The following is a 16,176-nucleotide window of genomic DNA, read 5'->3' as shown; positions in this document are numbered from 1 at the left end:
ATGGAACAGCTATTCCCGGACCTTTGGCAAACACCGCTTGAACTGCGCTTCGGGACATTGAAGTCCCACGCCTATCTTATTCAGCATTCTGCAGGGCTAGAATTGATCTATGTCGCCGAAGAACCGTCGACGCTGCATGACATAAAGACATCTGGGAATGTGGATCACCTGTACCTCAGCCACAATCATGAGATCACCGACGGGCTGGCCAATGCGAAATCCATTCTCGGCGCGCCTTTAGTGGGACATGCGGAAACGCAGAAATACTTCCCGACAGGTCAGAAGCTGGATCGGAGCATAGAAACAAATGGTCATGCAATACTCAGTGGTGGGTTAGAGGCGATCTACACGCCGGGGCATACGGATAACAACATCTGCTACCGGTACGCCTCACCGCATGGCAAGACATACCTCTTTGTCGGCGACACGTTGTACCCGGATAACGGCGAGTGGAGGGCGTTGGTCATGGAAAACCACGGGGGAAACAAGAAGACGTTGATCAAGACGCTCGAAAGACTCAAAACCGTTCAGGCAGAGGTGATCATCCCCAGCGTCGCCGTCGGAAACTACCAAATAGCCGGCTTGACCAAGAGTGAATGGGATACCGCGCTGGACGCAGCTATCTTGTCTATGCAGTGAAGAGAAAACAGGTAGCACTGTTTGGTCCGAAAACTGTTGTACGTGCCCAGATCGGAGGGAGTGTACAGGCCGCTTGTCTCCAATGGTTGGGATGGGAGCACCTAAAGGATCCGACCTCAGCCGCTCTTTTCGACCAGAAAATCAATCATGGCACGGGCCTTTGCGGGCAGGTTGTCACGGCTGGCGTAGATCACGTTGACCCCGATCGACGGTGCGCGGAAATTGGGTAAAATCGCCACCAGTGTTCCGGCATCCAGTTCCGCCCGGCAGGAAAGCTCTGGCAAACGGGTGATCCCACGACCGGCAAGTGCCAGCACCTTTTCGGTATGGGCATCGTTGCATCGTATTCGGGGAGCGATTGGCACCGTGATCAATTCTCCGTCTGGTCCTGGATAGGTCCAGTTTTGTGTGAACCCGTGAAACGAAAAATCAATCAGTTGGTGCTCTTTTAGTTCATTGGGATGGCGCGGCGTGCCATTGCGCTTCAGATAAGTGGGCGAAGCCACCGTAAGACCCTGTGTACAAAAAATCTCGCGGGCGATCAGGTCGGACGGGGGCAAATCACCGATGCGCACCAGCAAGTCGATGCCCTCACCGATCATGTCGGCGCGGCGCTCGGATACGTCGATGTTCAGATCAACTTCGGGGTATCGCTGGAGGAATTCGGGCAGCCAGTCATTTAGCCACCCGTGCGCGAACACCACAGGCACGCTCATCCGAAGTTCTCCAAAGGGCCGGTCGCCCACCGAATGCAACCGGTTCTGCACCGCACGGGTGTCATCCACAATCCGGCGGGCGTTTTCATAGTAAATACGACCGGATTCCGTGAGGCTGATCCGGCGCGTCGTCCGGTTCAAAAGCCGAGTGCCAAGCCGCGCTTCAAGCCGCGCGATCTCTTTACTGACATGGCTGGGCGTATGGCCCAACAGTTTGGCGCCTGCACTCATACCTTCCTGCTCCACGACTGCGCAGAAAAGAATCATGCCATCAAAGAGATCCCTATTATAATCCATATGGAACAAATGCCATTCTAAACGAGATATTAAAGTCCAATACAGGCATAGCTACCTTTGTTGCAAGCAAAGGAAAGGTCAAACTATGTTGGATATCAAAAATTTCGATCACATCGGCATCCGCATCAGCAACCGCGATGCATCCGTCGCCTTTTATGAGTTGTTGGGGTTCGAAATGGTCGCTGACGGCGGCTATTACCAAGGCCATCCGCTGGTGATGCTGCACCCGTCCGGGATCAACATCAATCTGTTGGGCCCGGCAACTGCAAAAGCAGGCGAAAACGTTCTGATGGACGAGACCGAGAAGTATCCGGGCATCACCCACCTGGCCGTCAAGGTGAAGGACGCCGAAGCAACCGAAACCTTTGTTACCGAAAGCGGCATTGCCATCACCGGCCGTCGAGAATTTCGCGGTATCAAAACCATCTTCATTCGCGACCCGGATCGCAATGTTCTGGAGCTTGTCGGCCCCGGCCCCTCTGTCGCGCAGCTCATCGCCGAGCATGCACACCGCTAACACCAATCACTCAAGGAGACACTCTCGTGGTCACTTTACTAAAACCGTTCGATGTGGCACTGAGCCTGACCATCGCCACCACAGCATTGCCGACACTGGCTGAAACTCCGATGATCAAAACAGTGGATGGTGTTGCGACATACCCGGAAGGCTATCAGGGCAAATCGAACCTAGCCGCTGACGAAGACCCGTTTTTGTCACCAACCAACTCGGCACTAATCCTGATCGACTACCAGCCGCCTATTTTGGCTGGTGTCAGGAATATCGATCATGCAGAACTGATCAACAACACCACGGGTCTGATCAAAACCGCCGTGATCTATGACATTCCGATCATTTTCAGCAATGTCGCCGTGGGCCTGAACGGTTATGATCCGATGATCGATGAACTGCGTGAGTTGGCTCCGAACGCAGTCTTTGTTGACCGGACAAATGTCAACGCTTGGGAGGAACCTGAATTCGTCGCTGCGGTCGAAGCAACCGGCCGAACAAAGCTGATTATGGGTGGTCTCTGGACGGATGTCTGTCTGGCCTATCCCGCTATTAAAGCCGAGTTCGCGGGATATGACGTCTATGTGCCGGAAGACGCCGTTGGCTCAATCACTCCGCTCAGCCATGAAAACGGCATGCGCCGCATGATCGAGGCAGGGGTCGAACCGATCACATGGAACGTGGTTCCGGCAGAGTTGCAACGCGACCATGCGCGTACTGACAAATTGCAGGACGTTACCCGCGTGTTCGTGGAACATCTGTTCAAAGTCGACCCGAATTCAACGTGTTAAACACAGCATCTGTCGGGGGGCCTCGGCCCTTCTCAGCGAAATCTCCTTGAAGCTACGCTTGCCCCCACGCACGTGTGCAAATTCGCGAAAGCGAGCGCCGATGGCATTGAGGGATTTGATAGGCAGAGTCCCCTGCTGCTAAATTCAGTGTCTGAAGAACTTACCCTGTCAATCAGTAAGCCAAAAATTGAAATGGCCCAAACCTGCCGTTGGCCAAGCAGAGCGCGCTGCACTGCAGCTTCCCCAAAGCAGCCACTCAACAGCCGACCAAAATGTTGCAGTGGCAGCCCACAATCCGCACATTCGTTGCAGGCGCGCAGTTCTTACGCCGCAAGAGGTCAGTTGCGCCTGTATGTTTGGTAACTTACTGTTTTTTCCACCCTTCAATCAGACCGACCGTCGCCTCGGCGTAGCTCGGTGGAAACTGATCCGAGGTTCGGGCCTTCATGATCGTATGAAGGCCCAGCAAGAGACCGATCAGCACCCGTGCGGACTCATCCGGATCGACCTCGGAACGGATGGCCCCGTCAGCCTTTGCCCGGCTCAGTATCGCCGCGAACCGCCCTTCCAGTGCGGTAAGGTACCGCTCGATTCGCACGTTGACCTCGGGATCAGAGCGGTCGAATGAACTGATCGAATTAAAGGCAAGACACCCGGCATCCTCAATCTTTGGCATCCGCTCGGTTGACGCGATGCCCCGAAACCAACCAGCCAGATCATCCAGCGAATAGGTTTCGGGATCAGGGAAATGCCGGGCCTCGGCAGTGTCCAGATAAGTGTCCAAAGTCTTTAGGAAAAACTTCTCTTTCCCGCCATACGTCGTTTGCAGTGTGAATCGGGTCAGCCCCGTCTCCTGCTCAAGCTCCCGCGTGCTGGCACCGTGGTACCCCCGCCGCCAAAACAGGTCCAGCGCCCCTGCCACAGCACTGTCGTGATCCGTCTTGCGTTTGCGCGCCACAGATTTCTCCTTGCTTTTTCTATCCATGTGGATAGTAATCAGTTCCTATCCACATGGATAGCATTGCGGATGCGCGGCGGCAAATGCTGCGTAACCCATCTGAAACGGAGTTCAGATATGACCGCCATCGACCCGACACCCGGCGCATCAAAACCCGTCACTCTGCGCATGATCTTCATCCTGAACGCGCTGAAAATCGTGCTCGCCTTTGGCTTTTTCGCCGCCTTCAAATTTTACGGCCTACAGGTCGGAGAGCTGGCTGGCCCACAAGCTGCCAACCTGATGCTCAATACGATGCTGGGCTATATGGTGACCTTTGCCTGCATCGTCGCGTCCATTCTCAAGCGCAGCATGATCGGTATCCGTGCAGCGATTGCTGTTGATTTTCTGGTCTCGATCCCAGCGACCGCGGTTATCGGTTTTATCATCTCGATCATCAGCATGGGCCTGACATTTGCCGCCCCTGTCCGCGCGTATTTTGCCTATCGTGCTTGAGATGAACGCTTTGATGGGTCATCCGAACACGATCTACGGGCAATGCATCTGCGGCGCGGTACGCTACCGGGTACAAGACAGCATGGCCGCCTTCAAACTGTGCTATTGCAGCTTCTGCCAAAGGGCCTCTGGCTCATCCCATGCTGCAAATGCCTTCACCACGTCTGATCAGATCGAATGGCTGGACGGCCAGGACATGCTGGCCAGCTTCGATGTGCCAAATTCCCAAGTGCGTCGGGTGATTTGCCGAAGCTACAGGACGACGCTGCCATTCGAGACACAGAACGGCAAGTTTCTGGTTGTCCCCGTTGGCAGTCTGTCACGCCCGCCGTCCCAACCCGTTAACGCGATTGACTGCTGGGCGTCCCGCCCCGCGTGGTATGATGAACCGCGGGGTTTGATCGAAGAAACGCAGAAAGTTGAAAGAGCGGCTCAATGAGTACCGAACAAGAGATATCACCCGACTTCCCGTTTGACTCGAAGTATGTCGAGGTGAATGGGCAGCGCATCCACTATGTCGACGAAGGCGAAGGCGCGCCAGTCCTGTTTCTGCATGGCAATCCCACCTCGTCTTATCTGTGGCGCAACATTATCCCCTATGCCGCCCGGCAGGGCCGCGCTATCGCGATGGATCTGATCGGCATGGGCAAATCGGATAAGCCGGATATTCCCTACCGCTTTGTCGACCACGTTCCCTACGTTGACGGGTTCATCAAGGCGCTGGGACTGAAGAACGTGACGCTGGTTATCCATGACTGGGGCTCGGCTTTGGGGTTCCACTATGCGCACCGGCATCCTGAGAACATTCGTGGCATCGTTTTCATGGAAGGTTTGGTCCGCCCGATGAGTTGGGCCGGGTTCCCGCCAGATTTTCGCGCCGGGTTTCGCATGATGCGGACGCCGGGTCTGGGGTGGGTGATGATCTCGGGCCTGAACATGTTCGTCGAGAAAGTCCTGCCAAGCGCCATTGTGCGTGATCTGACACCGCAAGAAATGGAGCACTATCGCGCGCCATTTCGCACGGCGCGCAGCCGCAAGCCAGTCCGGGTGTGGCCTTGTGAAATACCGATCGACGGCACACCTTCGGACGTTCATGAGATCGTCAGCGCCTACAGCCGTTGGCTAGGAGAAACGCAAACCCCGATGCTGATGTTCCACGCCAGGCCCGGAGGCACCATCGGGCCGAAGGAGGTCAAATGGTGCCATCAGACCATCCAGAACCTCGAAGTTGTGGATATCGGTAAAGGGATTCATTTCCTGCAGGAAGATAACCCCCATCTGATCGGAGAAAAGCTGAAGGATTGGCTAGCGCGCCTGCCCGCGTGAACCTGCCCTGCCATCTGTTGTGGCTGAACCGTATACATAAATCAGATTTCCTGATTTTATGCTTTGACTATTGCCCAACGCGTTCAAAGGCCAAGCACCGGAGGGAACCCTGTTGAATCTGACGATCCCCATACCCTTGATCCTAGCGGCTGTACTGCCCGCCTTTCTGGACCGGTGCTCTGGGTCCGATACCAGCGTCGCCTTAGGCGTATTGGCGCGCGACCGGGTGGCTTTGACCGCGACGGCCAGCGAAATAGTTGTGGATTTGCCGGTGGCCGAAGGGACGGCCGTCCGGGCAGGCGATACTCTGGTTCAACTTGACCCCACTTTGCAGACCGCAAAACTAAGTCTGGCGCAGGCTGAGCTTCAGAAGGCGCAAGCCACCCTTCTGAAACTGCAGGTCGGACCGCGAGAGGAAGAGATTGCGATTGCCGAGGCCAAGGTGGTAGGCGCTGTTGCGCGGCTGGCCGATGCCGAGGCCATCTATGACCGAAATGCCAGACTGGTCGAGAACTCGGTCGTGACAGAAGCGCAGGTTGCAAATGACCTTGCGCTGCGGGATTCAGCGCGGGCCGAGTTGGCGAGTGCGCGTGAATCCCTGAAGGAACTGCAAAATGGCACCCGCCCCGAAGACCTTGCGGTTGCCGAGGCCAACGTGCGTGCGGCTGAGGCCCTGGTGACCGCCGAGCGGACCGTTCTGGATGACCTGAGGGTCACGGCGACCCGTGACGGAGTGCTGGATTCCTTGCCGTGGAACCTTGGAGAGCGGGTAACATCCGGCAGCCCCGTCGCCGTGATGGTCACGGGCCAGACGCCTTACGCGCGCGTCTATGTGCCCGAGCCGCATCGCGTCAATCTGAAACCCGGCGATACGCTGGAAGTGCGCGTTGACGGGCTGGCCGATCCGCTGGACGGCGTGATCCGCTGGGTCAGCGACGACGCGTCGTTCACCCCCTATTACGGGTTAAACAAGGACGACCGCACGCGCCTTGTCTATTTAGCTGAGATTGACCTGCCCACCGCATCCCCGGACCTGCCCGCCGGAGTGCCCGTGCAGGTCCCTATGCCATGAATGATGTCGTCGTCTCGACGCAGGGTCTGACCCGCCGGTTCGGGGAAAACACCGCCGTTAACAATCTGGACCTCGAGATCCGAACGGGCCAGATCTACGGGTTTCTCGGCCCCAACGGCTGCGGCAAGACCACAACCATGCGCATGCTGACCGGCCTGCTGACCCCCAGCAGTGGGGCGATCTCGGTTTTGGGTCGGTCAATGCCCGAGGCGGCAGAGCCGCTTAAGAACGAGATCGGGTACATGACTCAAATCTTCTCGTATTACCGCGACCTGACAGTACTGGAAAACCTCCGGTTCGCGGCGGCTATCTATGGCATTCCAACGAAATCGGCAGCGGGCCGGATCGACGAGCTGCTGCATACTTACGACCTGACGGCCAACGTACATCAGCTCAGTGGCAGCATGAGCGGCGGACAACGACAAAAACTCGCCCTTGCGGCGACCGTCTTGCACCGCCCCAAACTGCTTTTTCTGGACGAGCCAACATCAGCTGTCGATCCCGAAACCCGTCGTACGTTCTGGGAGCAGCTGTTTGATCTCGTAGATCAGGGCGCTACGATGATCGTGTCGACCCATTTCATGGACGAGGCCGAGCGCTGTCACCGGCTGGCGATCCTGCAACACGGAGTGAAAAAGGCGGACGGGTCTCCGCGCCAGTTGATGGATGATCTGCAGGCCGATGTTGTCGAAGTTGAAGGCCCGGACCTGCGCAAGGTTAAACACGCGTTGGACGGCAAACCCAAAATCCTGTCGACTGCGCAAGTCGGGTCGCGGCTGCGTGTGCTGGTGGACAAATCCGAACCTCAGCCGGTGGACATGTTGCGCGGCCAACTTGCTGCGTTTCCCGACCTGTCTCTGACCCCGCAGCGACCAAATCTGGAAGACGTGTTCGTCAGCGCCACACGAGGGCCTGAACAGTGATCTCACCACGCCGCATCGCCGCTGTGCTGAAGAAAGAGTTGCTGCAACTGCGACGAGACCGGATGACGTTCGCCATGGTAATCATGATCCCCCTGATCCAGCTGCTGCTGTTCGGCTATGCGATCAACACCAACCTGCGCCATGTGCCCGTAGCACTGGTGGATCAGTCCAGAACCGAGTTGTCACGTACGCTGGCGCAGATCGTTCAGGCCACGCAGGTCGTGACCATCACCGAACAGCTAACAACACCGCAAGAAGCCGAGCGCGCGATCACCGAATCCCGCGTGCGCGCCGCGCTGATTATCCCACCGGACGTCAGTCAGCGCCTTGCCCGCAGCCCGTCTGTCGGGTTAGGCCTGCCCAACGCAACCGACCAGACCAGCAGCCGGCCTGTTGCCCATTGGATCGTCGATGGCTCGGACACGATGGTGGCCAGCGCAATCAAATCCCTGCGCACGATGCCTTTGACAGAACTGCTGAAACAACCACCCAACCGGCAGGTGCCCACGTTCGAGGTGACACTTTACTTCAACCCCGAGCAGCGGTCGGCGGTCAATATCGTGCCGGGTCTTGTCGGCGTGATCCTGACCATGACGATGATCCTGTTCACCTCAGCCGCCATCGTCCGCGAACGCGAGCGGGGCAATATGGAGATGCTGATCAACACGCCAATCCGTTCGATCGAACTGATGATCGGCAAGATCATCCCCTACATCTTTCTGGGCTTGATACAGGTCGCAATCATCCTCGGCCTTGGGCACATCCTCTTCGATGTCCCGATCAACGGTGGGCTGGGTGTATTGCTGGTGGTAACGTTGCTGTTCATTGTTGCCAGCCTCTCGCTGGGGCTGGTCATTTCGACACTCGCCCAAAACCAGCTTCAATCAATGCAGATGACCATCTTTGTCCTGCTGCCCTCAATCCTGATGTCGGGCTTCATGTTCCCCTTCGACGGTATGCCAGAACCCGTACAGATGATTGCTCAGGTCCTGCCGGCAACCCATTTCATGGACATGATCCGCGGCGTGGTCCTGCGTGACGCGTCGCTATACGAATTGCGCTGGGGAATTCTCTGGATGGTCGGCTTTGCGGCATTCGGATTGTTGGCGGCCACACTAAGATTCAAGAAACGGTTGGGTTGAAGGCGGCCCATACCAGCCATTCAGCGCGTCGGTTCACGACCCAATGCAGCTTCATTGAACCGGCCGTTCTCAGTGCTTGCGAGATCGGCACGTTGCCCGCAGCCGGCAGAGCGGGACAGAGCAGTCAATTGCTAGTACTGCATAAATGTCCGCTTGACGCATTCAGGCTTTTTGGGTGCCCGTTGCTCTTCGAGACTCTGAAGGAAGTTCTCCAAACTGATGTCGATAGCTTTGCGCCAGTCTGCTCAAATGCCAAATCTCAAAAGTTGCGGCCACATCCCCGATACTTGCGGCGCTGTTTTTGGGCGTCAGCAAGGCGGATCGGAATGCGTTCAGCTTGACGGTTTGGATATAGGCGCCAGGGCTCGTCGAGAAATAGGTTTTGAATATCTGTTCCAGACCGCGACGGGAAATCGTGAACTCTTCAGCAAGTTGCGCCGGACCAACCCCTACCCCTTTGCGTAACCGGATGAAGTCGCGGATTGAGAGCGCTACTTTTTCATTGTATCGGGCGTCTTCCTTTACAAGTGTGCCCTCAATACCCAAAGCGTTGCCAATAATACCCCCGGTGAGCTCCAGAAGAGATCGCTTTGCCCCTTGCAACGCACCAGCGGGGATCCCTTCAACACCCTTTTTCGAGATCCTGCGCACGAGGAATGCAACGAGCTGACGAAGCAAATTTGCGCAATCGGCATCGCGAATGACACGAGTATTCCGACTTGCGGAGTCCATAGCGCTCTCTGGGCCAAGATTTCCGCGCAATATGGCATCAAAAGCAAGCCGGTCTATGCTGACAACACAAAAACTGGTCTTAGGCGGCGCGCGGAAATCAAATCCGTTGCCGGGTGGAAGAAACAGAATGTCATCACCGCAGAATGTGTGGATGCCCAGGTGGCCGTAATTCTCCGGCTCCATGAAAAAGATGAACCCGTACCGGTCGGGCGGTGATGCGCCCCATTGCTCAAGCGCCTGATTGAAGCTCTCGAAATATAGGCCGACATCTTCGTCCAGAAGTACAGTGCGAAACCATCCGTGGTACTTGCCGCAACTCACCTGCTGGTAACGCTGATCATAGCCGGTCAGGCAGGCCGCCTGTTGGTCAATGTTGTCAAAACGCATGTCATGGGTTGCTACGTGCAGTTTTGCGCATTCTGGATATTGCGGCAGTGTCACATCGTTTTCCCCCGGAATGGGCGCCGTATGCGGTTCGCAATCGAGATAACCCTCGTGCGATAAGGACGGGTATCCTCTTTCATGATCAATCAAAGCCAACAAACGGGAGAAAAACAACATGTCCGACGAAAAATCACCGGTGGGTGGCTACCTCGAAGTCGAACCGGGCGTTGAAATCTACTATGAGGCGCACGGTGACGGCCCCGCTGTTGTCTTGGTTCCGGGCTGGACCTTTACAACGAAAGTCTTTGAAAATCAGATCGCCGCCCTTTCCAGCAGCTATCGGGTGATTACCTTCGATCCCCGCAGTCATGGTCGATCTACCGTCACGCTGGAAGGCAACAACTACGTTACTCAGGGCGCCGACCTGACAAAGCTGCTCACTCACCTTGGCGTAACAAAACCCACGCTGGTGGGATGGTCTTTTGGGTGTCTGACGACCTGGGAGTACATCAAGGTCAACGGCGTTGACGCCGTCAGCGCGCATATGGCTGTCGATCTGTCGCCCACGCCGCTGACGGGCGTGGAAGGCGACTGGACCGAAGGTGGCGTGACCGACATTGCTGAGTTTTATCACGCAATTCAGACCTCAAAAGGCCACCGTGATCTGATCAACTGGTACGCCGACGAAGTGATGATCGAACAGGACTACACGCCGGAACTTGCCCAATGGGTCGTAGATCAATCGACGGCTTCGCCGCCATGGGTGGCCACAGCCTATCTCGCTGCGGGCATGCTCAGCAACTACATGGATGTAGCAAAAGAGATTGATGCCGCGATACCGTCAAGCTTTGTCGTGGCGAACCACTGGGCGGATACGGCGAAAGCTTATATCGCGGCGAACCTACCGAACAGCAAAGTGGATGCCTTCGGCGGACACATGATGTTTTGGGAATACCCAGAGAAGTTTAATCCCATACTTGCCGACCTCCTTGCGAAGGCAAAATAGACTGGGGGGGACGGGATAGCCGTCGTAGTGACCTTCAACCTTTCCGGTTTCCGTAGGAACTTAGATGCTGCCGTTTGCGCAAGCTGCAGCATCCGACAATTTGGGCTCAATGCCGACCTCAGACGCATTACAGCATGTGTAATGTAAGAGACAAAAGCCACCGCCGTAAACGGCCCTGAGCGGACACTCAACGCGGGCCAATAATGCTGCTGCGCGGCCCGCCAAAGGAGACACTCGCTGCATATGCAAGTTTAAGGTTTGTGCTAACTAACAGATTGCGGGACACACCAGCCTTTGGTCGAAAACTCTTGCTGTCCTGCTCAAAGTGACAAAAGATGGTTTGTATGGAAAATCATTTGGTTCTCTATGAACTCGACAAGATGATGCGCCAATGGCGGCACCACTTGCATCGCAATCCAGAATTCGGCTTCGAGGAAGAAGCAACTGCACGCTTCGTAACCCAGAGGCTGCGCGAGTTCGGCATTGAGGATATTGAAACAGCCGTTGGAAACACAGGCGTTGTAGCGACCCTACGCCTTGGGAACGGCGACCGAACAATCGCGCTTCGCGCGGACATGGACTGCTTAAAAATCCACGAAACCACAAACCTTCCCTATTCTTCGGAAAAACCGGGATTTATGCACGCATGCGGTCACGATGGGCACACCACAATCTTATTGGGGACGGCGGCAGTTCTGGCGAGTGAAGGCGGTTTCGACGGCACGATAAAGTTTGTTTTTCAACCTGCCGAAGAATGGGGGCAGGGAATGAAGGCGATGATCCGTGATGGACTTGGGTCACGTTTACCGTTCGACGAAATTTATGGGTTACACAATAAACCCGGATTGCCAGTGGGATCGTTCGAAGTCCGACCCGGGCCATTTATGGGCGCGGAAGACGGTTTTCGGATTGTTGTGAGTGGTCAGGGTGGACACGCATCGCGTCCGCATGATTGTAGGGACGCAATCTTATGTGCTTGTTCGATTGTGAGCGAGCTTCAGACAATCGTAGCGCGAGCTATCGATCCCTCTGAACTAGCTGTAGTTTCGGTGACTTCGATAAAAGGTGACAATATCAAAAACGCAATCGCCAGCGAAGCCATCGTTGAAGGCGACTGCCGCCATTTCGATGACAGCGTCAGTTTGCGGATAGAAGAAACCATGAACCGCATCGCTGAAGGAATAGCCAATGCTCATGGCTGCTCTATCGAGGTTAAATACGACCGTGTTTTCATTCCCCTGGTCAACGATGTTCATGCGACTGAACACGCCTTGAAAGCTGCGGAAGTTGTATTTGGCCCCGAGAAAACAAACCCGGATGCCCCACGCATGGGAGCCTCTGAGGATTTTGCCCAAGCTTTGAGGATAGCTCCAGGCGCGTTTGTCAATATCGGAAACGGCGATAGCGCCCCGTTGCACAGCCCAGGGTACGATTTCAACGACGACGCGTTGGCGCAGGGCGTCAAATGGTTTGTCGAGTTGGTGCGAAACCGCCTACCTGTCACGTCATCCCAATAGCAAAATTGTGAAGCTGTGAGGAAGGAAGACACCGGGACATAGCCGCTTTGGGTTCTCTCCTGCCGTACTCTGTGCTATTGATGAAAGTCTGACGGCAGCCCGAAACAGACCTTCAAAACCGTGATTTACCGTTCCAGCGTTGCGCAACAGAGCTACAGTTTTCAACCAATGCTACGATGGTTGCATTCGTTGACGCGATGTGACGCGCTATCTCGTATCTGGATTAAGTCCCCCTTTTTGGCTAGCCTCTTAGTTGAGCTATGGAGGTCAAGTCTTGGAACGACGTCTCACGGCGATTGTTGCAGCAGACGTAGTGGGCTACAGCCGTCTCATTCGGGAAAACGAAGCAGGCACTCTGGCGTCCATCAAAGCACATCGCGAAGATCTGATAGAGCCAATCGTTTCAGCCCGAAACGGGCGCATCGTCAAAATAATGGGTGATGGTCTTCTGATCGAATTTGCTAGCGCTGTTGAAGCGGTACGATGCGCGATAGAGTTTCAACATTACATCGGATTGAAAAACAAGGATGTTCCGGAAACGAGCCAGATCCACTATCGAATTGGGATCAACGTCGGCGACGTCGTCGTGGAGAACGATGACATCTACGGGGACGGCGTAAACGTCGCTTCACGGCTAGAAGGTCTGGCTGTACCTGACGGTATCTACATGACCACCAGCGTTTTCGATCAGGTAAAAGACAAACTCGACCTCAACATTGAAGACCTTGGGCTGCACGCGGTCAAGAGCATCGCAGAACCTATACGCGTTTTCAGCCTGTTGCTGGATGACAAAGCTATGGCTCTCGTTTCCAATATTACCCGACCCATAAAATCGACACATCGAGCAAGGATAGTCGCTGCTGCAATCGCCTTCGCAGCCGCAGTCGGTGGGCTGTTCTTATGGCAACCTTGGAACGCTTCGAATCAATCCCCCGATACTGCTGAACCCGACACTGTCCCGCTTACTGGCAAACCCTCAATAGCGGTACTGGCGTTCGACAATTTGAACAGCGATCCGGAAAAAGACTATCTCAGCGACAGCTTCAGCGAAAACATCCTCACCGCGCTCTCCCGATTTGTCGACTTCTTCGTAGTCTCCCGGAATTCGACATTTACCTACAAGGGCCAACCGGTAAAAGTACAACAGGTCGCCGAAGAGCTGGGCGTTCGCTACGTTGTCGAAGGCAGTGTCCAAATATCGGGCGACAAATTGCGTGTCACAGTGCAATTGATCGACGCAACAAACGGCAAACATCTTTGGGCGGAAAGCTACGACCGCAGTCTTGAGGACATTTTTGCTGTTCAAGACGAAGTTACTCGAACCATCGCCCTGACTCTCAACGAGAACATCGACCTGGCCGAGTATGATCGGTTAGAGTATCAACCCACTGACAATTTGAGTGCATACGAATTATTCAAGCGCGCGCAGGAACAGTCTTTCACCTTCACGAAGGAAGGCAACATTCTTGCAATGGAGCTAAGTGAGAAGGCAATCGAGCTAGACCCAAATTTTGCAAGTGCATACATCGAACTCGCCTGGGCCCATAACTTCGCCTACCGTTGGGGGTGGACAGAAACAACGTCGCGGGAGGAATCCCTAGCTCTCGCGTTTGAAATGGCCAGAAAGGCGATAAAACTGGAGCCATTCAATTTCAAAGCTCATCAGGTTCTGGCAAGTATTACGGTGCAAAGTGGCGATCTTGAGAAAGCCGCATCGCTTTACGAGAAGGCAATATCTTTGAACCCGAATTCCGCTCAGGTACTCGCTGATTCAATTGATCCTCTTATTTATAGCGGAAGGGCGGATGAAGCCGTTGATCGGATGAAGGCTGCGATACGCCTGAATCCACATCATCCAGATTGGTATCTGTGGAACCTGGGTTGGACCCAGTACTTTGCAGAGGACTACGAGGGAGCGCTGGCTTCAATCGAGAAGATGAATGGGGTCCCGGATCGGCTCAGACGTACCCTTGCTCCGATCTTGTTGCGGTTGGGGCGAGATGACGAGGCCCGCACCATGATGGGCGAGTTCCTAGTAGACAATCCCGACTACGATATTGAAGAAGCGAAAGCTGCTCCGTTCACCGACAACGAGTTCCATAACCGCTGGTTAGATGATTTGCGAACACTGGGAGTTCCTGAAAACGCATCTCAGTGATTTGGGGTTATCTGTGGAAAGACGACGTCGTTTAGGCTCCCTTAATTCAAGCTTTTTAAAGGCGCGAGCAAGGGTGGTAACTAGAAGGCACCGACATCGTGTGGGCGAAGAGGTGGTGCGTGGCGGTGTGGAGTATTTATGATGCAAACTTCAATCCTACCTGTTATAAGAATTCGGCGATCTGCGTGGAACAAAGTTCGTGTTATCGGTCAAAAGCGCCCGCTATTTCCAAGGCATGTCTGGGCAATTCGCGTTCATCTAGAAATTGCAGAAGATCATAGGAACTTACAAAAGGGTATTCTACTCATCCGCAACGTTTTTGAAGCATGTGCGTGCGATGTATGAGAAGGCTTGTTTCATCCCGATGCCGCCCCCAGAAGGCTTTCCCGATATGTGTTGCGACAAAGTCTACTTCATGGAACGTTCGCTCATTTGACCTATCGCTTTTTGCGCGGTTACGCTGCTCGCTTATCACCCCAATTCACCCACGCAGCATCCTCAGCTGAAAGAAGTGCCTCGCAGCGCTCAGCATACCGTGTAATGTCTGCGTCGCTGAGCTTGCCTCTCCACTTGTTTGATGTCACTGACGCAAAGAATTTGGCTTGATCGAGAAAGGGTGAGGCCTCATCAAATCAAGTCTCTGAGGTTTCGACCACCTTGCGCATGTTCGCAAACGTGTTTGTCTCCATCAATGCATCAAGAATGCCCGGTGTAGGATCGAATTTCATAATGTCAGCTAAAAGCGAAATCTGGCCGCTGAGGTCCTGGCTCAGGTCGGCGTAGTGGAAGAAGTGTACGTTTCCTTTTTTCTCACGTGCCCGAGCCTGTTGGTAGTGATGGATGATCGACGATATGGTGAAATCATCCAAGCCCGTGTTGGTCAGGGTGCCATCAAGAAATCTTTGGAAACCTTCTTGAATATCGTCGGGCACCATTGCCTTCATCAGACCTGGATCCTTCATATTCTTAACGTGACTACGAAGCGAAAAATGAGCATCCACCGGGTGTCGATAAACAACGATGTAAATCGTCTTTTGATCTCGTTTTCCGTCAAGCCTTCCCATCGCCCGAAACTGCATTCCATCAAACTGGTTTCATACTCGATGGTTTCCGGGGGTAGGCCAAGTTCCTCGACGACGATGGAAGCCGTCTGTGCCGCTCGACCAAGTGGGCTTGAAATTACCGTCAGAGGGTGACGGCTGCATAGGCGGTGCCTTAGTCTTTTTGCACTCGCTACTGCCTGAGCGACCCCTCGCTTGGTCAAGAGCGAATTCTTGCCGACCTTGACGTCGTTTTTGCAAATTCCATTCGGTTTCACCATGGCGAAGCAAGAAAATTGTAGGGCTGAGTTTTTGGTTCAACACGTATCGAAGCCTCCCTGCACTGAAGCAAACCGAATAACTTGGTTTCTCTTCCACGTAGTGCGCAGTTTAAACGGATGCCCCAGAATTCAATAGAAGCTTTGGATTTGTGCGACTAAGTCTAGGGCTTTAAACAAAGTGGTCATGCAAC

General features: G+C 54.6%; 16 protein-coding genes and 2 pseudogenes. 12 read left to right on the top strand and 6 right to left on the bottom strand.

The window, feature by feature from the left end:
* Nucleotides 1-639 (top strand): MBL fold metallo-hydrolase, encoded by a 639-nt coding sequence (locus GOW98_RS06845; RefSeq protein WP_170330320.1) that lies wholly within the window; start codon nucleotides 1-3, stop codon nucleotides 637-639.
* 116 nt (nucleotides 640-755) lie between these two features.
* Here the strand turns inward: GOW98_RS06845 and GOW98_RS06840 are convergent, their stop codons facing one another.
* Entirely contained in the window at nucleotides 756-1,622 is an 867-nt protein-coding gene (locus GOW98_RS06840) for a LysR family transcriptional regulator (RefSeq protein WP_170330319.1), read from the bottom strand.
* 115 nt (nucleotides 1,623-1,737) lie between these two features.
* On the opposite strand from GOW98_RS06840, the gene GOW98_RS06835 reads away from it, so the two are divergent.
* Together GOW98_RS06835 and GOW98_RS06830 are read left to right on the top strand one after the other, a co-directional pair.
* Nucleotides 1,738-2,169, top strand: coding sequence for a VOC family protein (locus tag GOW98_RS06835; protein WP_170330318.1), 432 nt, complete (start codon nucleotides 1,738-1,740; stop codon nucleotides 2,167-2,169).
* Nucleotides 2,170-2,195: 26 nt separating this feature from the next.
* Nucleotides 2,196-2,951 carry an isochorismatase family protein gene (locus tag GOW98_RS06830; protein WP_170330317.1) on the top strand — a complete coding sequence of 252 codons (756 nt, stop codon included), beginning with the start codon at nucleotides 2,196-2,198 and terminating at the stop codon, nucleotides 2,949-2,951.
* Between the two features lie 364 nt (nucleotides 2,952-3,315).
* On the opposite strand, the gene GOW98_RS06825 is transcribed toward GOW98_RS06830, so the two are convergent.
* Entirely contained in the window at nucleotides 3,316-3,909 is a 594-nt protein-coding gene (locus GOW98_RS06825; protein ID WP_170330316.1) for a TetR/AcrR family transcriptional regulator, read from the bottom strand.
* Nucleotides 3,910-4,026: 117 nt separating this feature from the next.
* On the opposite strand from GOW98_RS06825, the gene GOW98_RS06820 reads away from it, so the two are divergent.
* From GOW98_RS06820 to GOW98_RS06795, 6 genes are all read left to right on the top strand, one after another.
* The gene (locus GOW98_RS06820; protein ID WP_170330315.1) at nucleotides 4,027-4,404 is read left to right on the top strand and encodes a hypothetical protein; all 378 of its coding nucleotides are present in this window, start codon (nucleotides 4,027-4,029) and stop codon (nucleotides 4,402-4,404) included.
* A gap of 1 nt (nucleotide 4,405) precedes the next feature.
* A complete protein-coding gene (locus GOW98_RS06815) occupies nucleotides 4,406-4,843 on the top strand; it encodes a GFA family protein (RefSeq protein WP_170330314.1) in 438 nt (145 codons plus the stop codon).
* Nucleotides 4,840-5,730: a haloalkane dehalogenase gene (locus GOW98_RS06810; protein ID WP_170330313.1), complete on the top strand. Its 891-nt coding sequence runs from the start codon at nucleotides 4,840-4,842 to the stop codon at nucleotides 5,728-5,730. Before GOW98_RS06815 ends, GOW98_RS06810 begins: the two co-directional genes overlap by 4 nt.
* Nucleotides 5,731-5,842: 112 nt before the next feature.
* Nucleotides 5,843-6,802 (top strand): HlyD family secretion protein, encoded by a 960-nt coding sequence (locus tag GOW98_RS06805; protein WP_254437925.1) that lies wholly within the window; start codon nucleotides 5,843-5,845, stop codon nucleotides 6,800-6,802.
* A complete protein-coding gene (locus GOW98_RS06800) occupies nucleotides 6,799-7,725 on the top strand; it encodes an ABC transporter ATP-binding protein (protein WP_170330312.1) in 927 nt (308 codons plus the stop codon). The genes GOW98_RS06805 and GOW98_RS06800 overlap by 4 nt, the downstream gene beginning before the upstream one ends.
* Nucleotides 7,722-8,867: an ABC transporter permease gene (locus GOW98_RS06795; protein ID WP_170330311.1), complete on the top strand. Its 1,146-nt coding sequence runs from the start codon at nucleotides 7,722-7,724 to the stop codon at nucleotides 8,865-8,867. Before GOW98_RS06800 ends, GOW98_RS06795 begins: the two co-directional genes overlap by 4 nt.
* A 162-nt stretch (nucleotides 8,868-9,029) precedes the next feature.
* On the opposite strand, the gene GOW98_RS06790 is transcribed toward GOW98_RS06795, so the two are convergent.
* Nucleotides 9,030-10,160, bottom strand: coding sequence for a helix-turn-helix domain-containing protein (locus GOW98_RS06790; RefSeq protein ID WP_170330310.1), 1,131 nt, complete (start codon nucleotides 10,158-10,160; stop codon nucleotides 9,030-9,032).
* On the opposite strand from GOW98_RS06790, the gene GOW98_RS06785 reads away from it, so the two are divergent.
* From GOW98_RS06785 to GOW98_RS06775, 3 genes are all read left to right on the top strand, one after another.
* The gene (locus GOW98_RS06785; protein ID WP_170330309.1) at nucleotides 10,159-10,989 is read left to right on the top strand and encodes an alpha/beta fold hydrolase; all 831 of its coding nucleotides are present in this window, start codon (nucleotides 10,159-10,161) and stop codon (nucleotides 10,987-10,989) included. The two genes, GOW98_RS06790 and GOW98_RS06785, sit on opposite strands and share 2 nt — an antisense overlap.
* Nucleotides 10,990-11,333: 344 nt before the next feature.
* On the top strand, nucleotides 11,334-12,506 hold the full coding sequence (locus GOW98_RS06780; protein ID WP_170330308.1) for an amidohydrolase: 1,173 nt from the start codon (nucleotides 11,334-11,336) through the stop codon (nucleotides 12,504-12,506).
* Nucleotides 12,507-12,780: 274 nt separating this feature from the next.
* Nucleotides 12,781-14,664: an adenylate/guanylate cyclase domain-containing protein gene (locus GOW98_RS06775; protein WP_170330307.1), complete on the top strand. Its 1,884-nt coding sequence runs from the start codon at nucleotides 12,781-12,783 to the stop codon at nucleotides 14,662-14,664.
* 632 nt (nucleotides 14,665-15,296) lie between these two features.
* Here GOW98_RS06775 and GOW98_RS06770 read toward each other — a convergent pair.
* The 3 genes and pseudogenes from GOW98_RS06770 to GOW98_RS26205 all read right to left on the bottom strand — a co-directional run.
* Complete coding sequence (locus tag GOW98_RS06770; protein ID WP_217359432.1) at nucleotides 15,297-15,743, bottom strand: sulfotransferase domain-containing protein; 447 nt, start codon at nucleotides 15,741-15,743, stop codon at nucleotides 15,297-15,299.
* Nucleotides 15,743-15,985: pseudogene (locus GOW98_RS26210) on the bottom strand (histidine phosphatase family protein); the annotation flags it as partial. The pseudogene GOW98_RS26210 and the gene GOW98_RS06770, both read right to left, overlap by 1 nt.
* A pseudogene (locus tag GOW98_RS26205) lies at nucleotides 15,945-16,028 on the bottom strand (histidine phosphatase family protein); the annotation flags it as partial. The pseudogenes GOW98_RS26205 and GOW98_RS26210, both read right to left, overlap by 41 nt.
* Between the last annotated feature and the right edge of the window lie 148 nt (nucleotides 16,029-16,176).

This window comes from Ruegeria arenilitoris (assembly GCF_013032445.1).
GTDB lineage: Bacteria > Pseudomonadota > Alphaproteobacteria > Rhodobacterales > Rhodobacteraceae > Ruegeria > Ruegeria arenilitoris_F.
The sequence above is the reverse complement of the archived record's forward strand: the minus strand, read 5'-3'. Positions and strand labels throughout refer to the sequence as shown.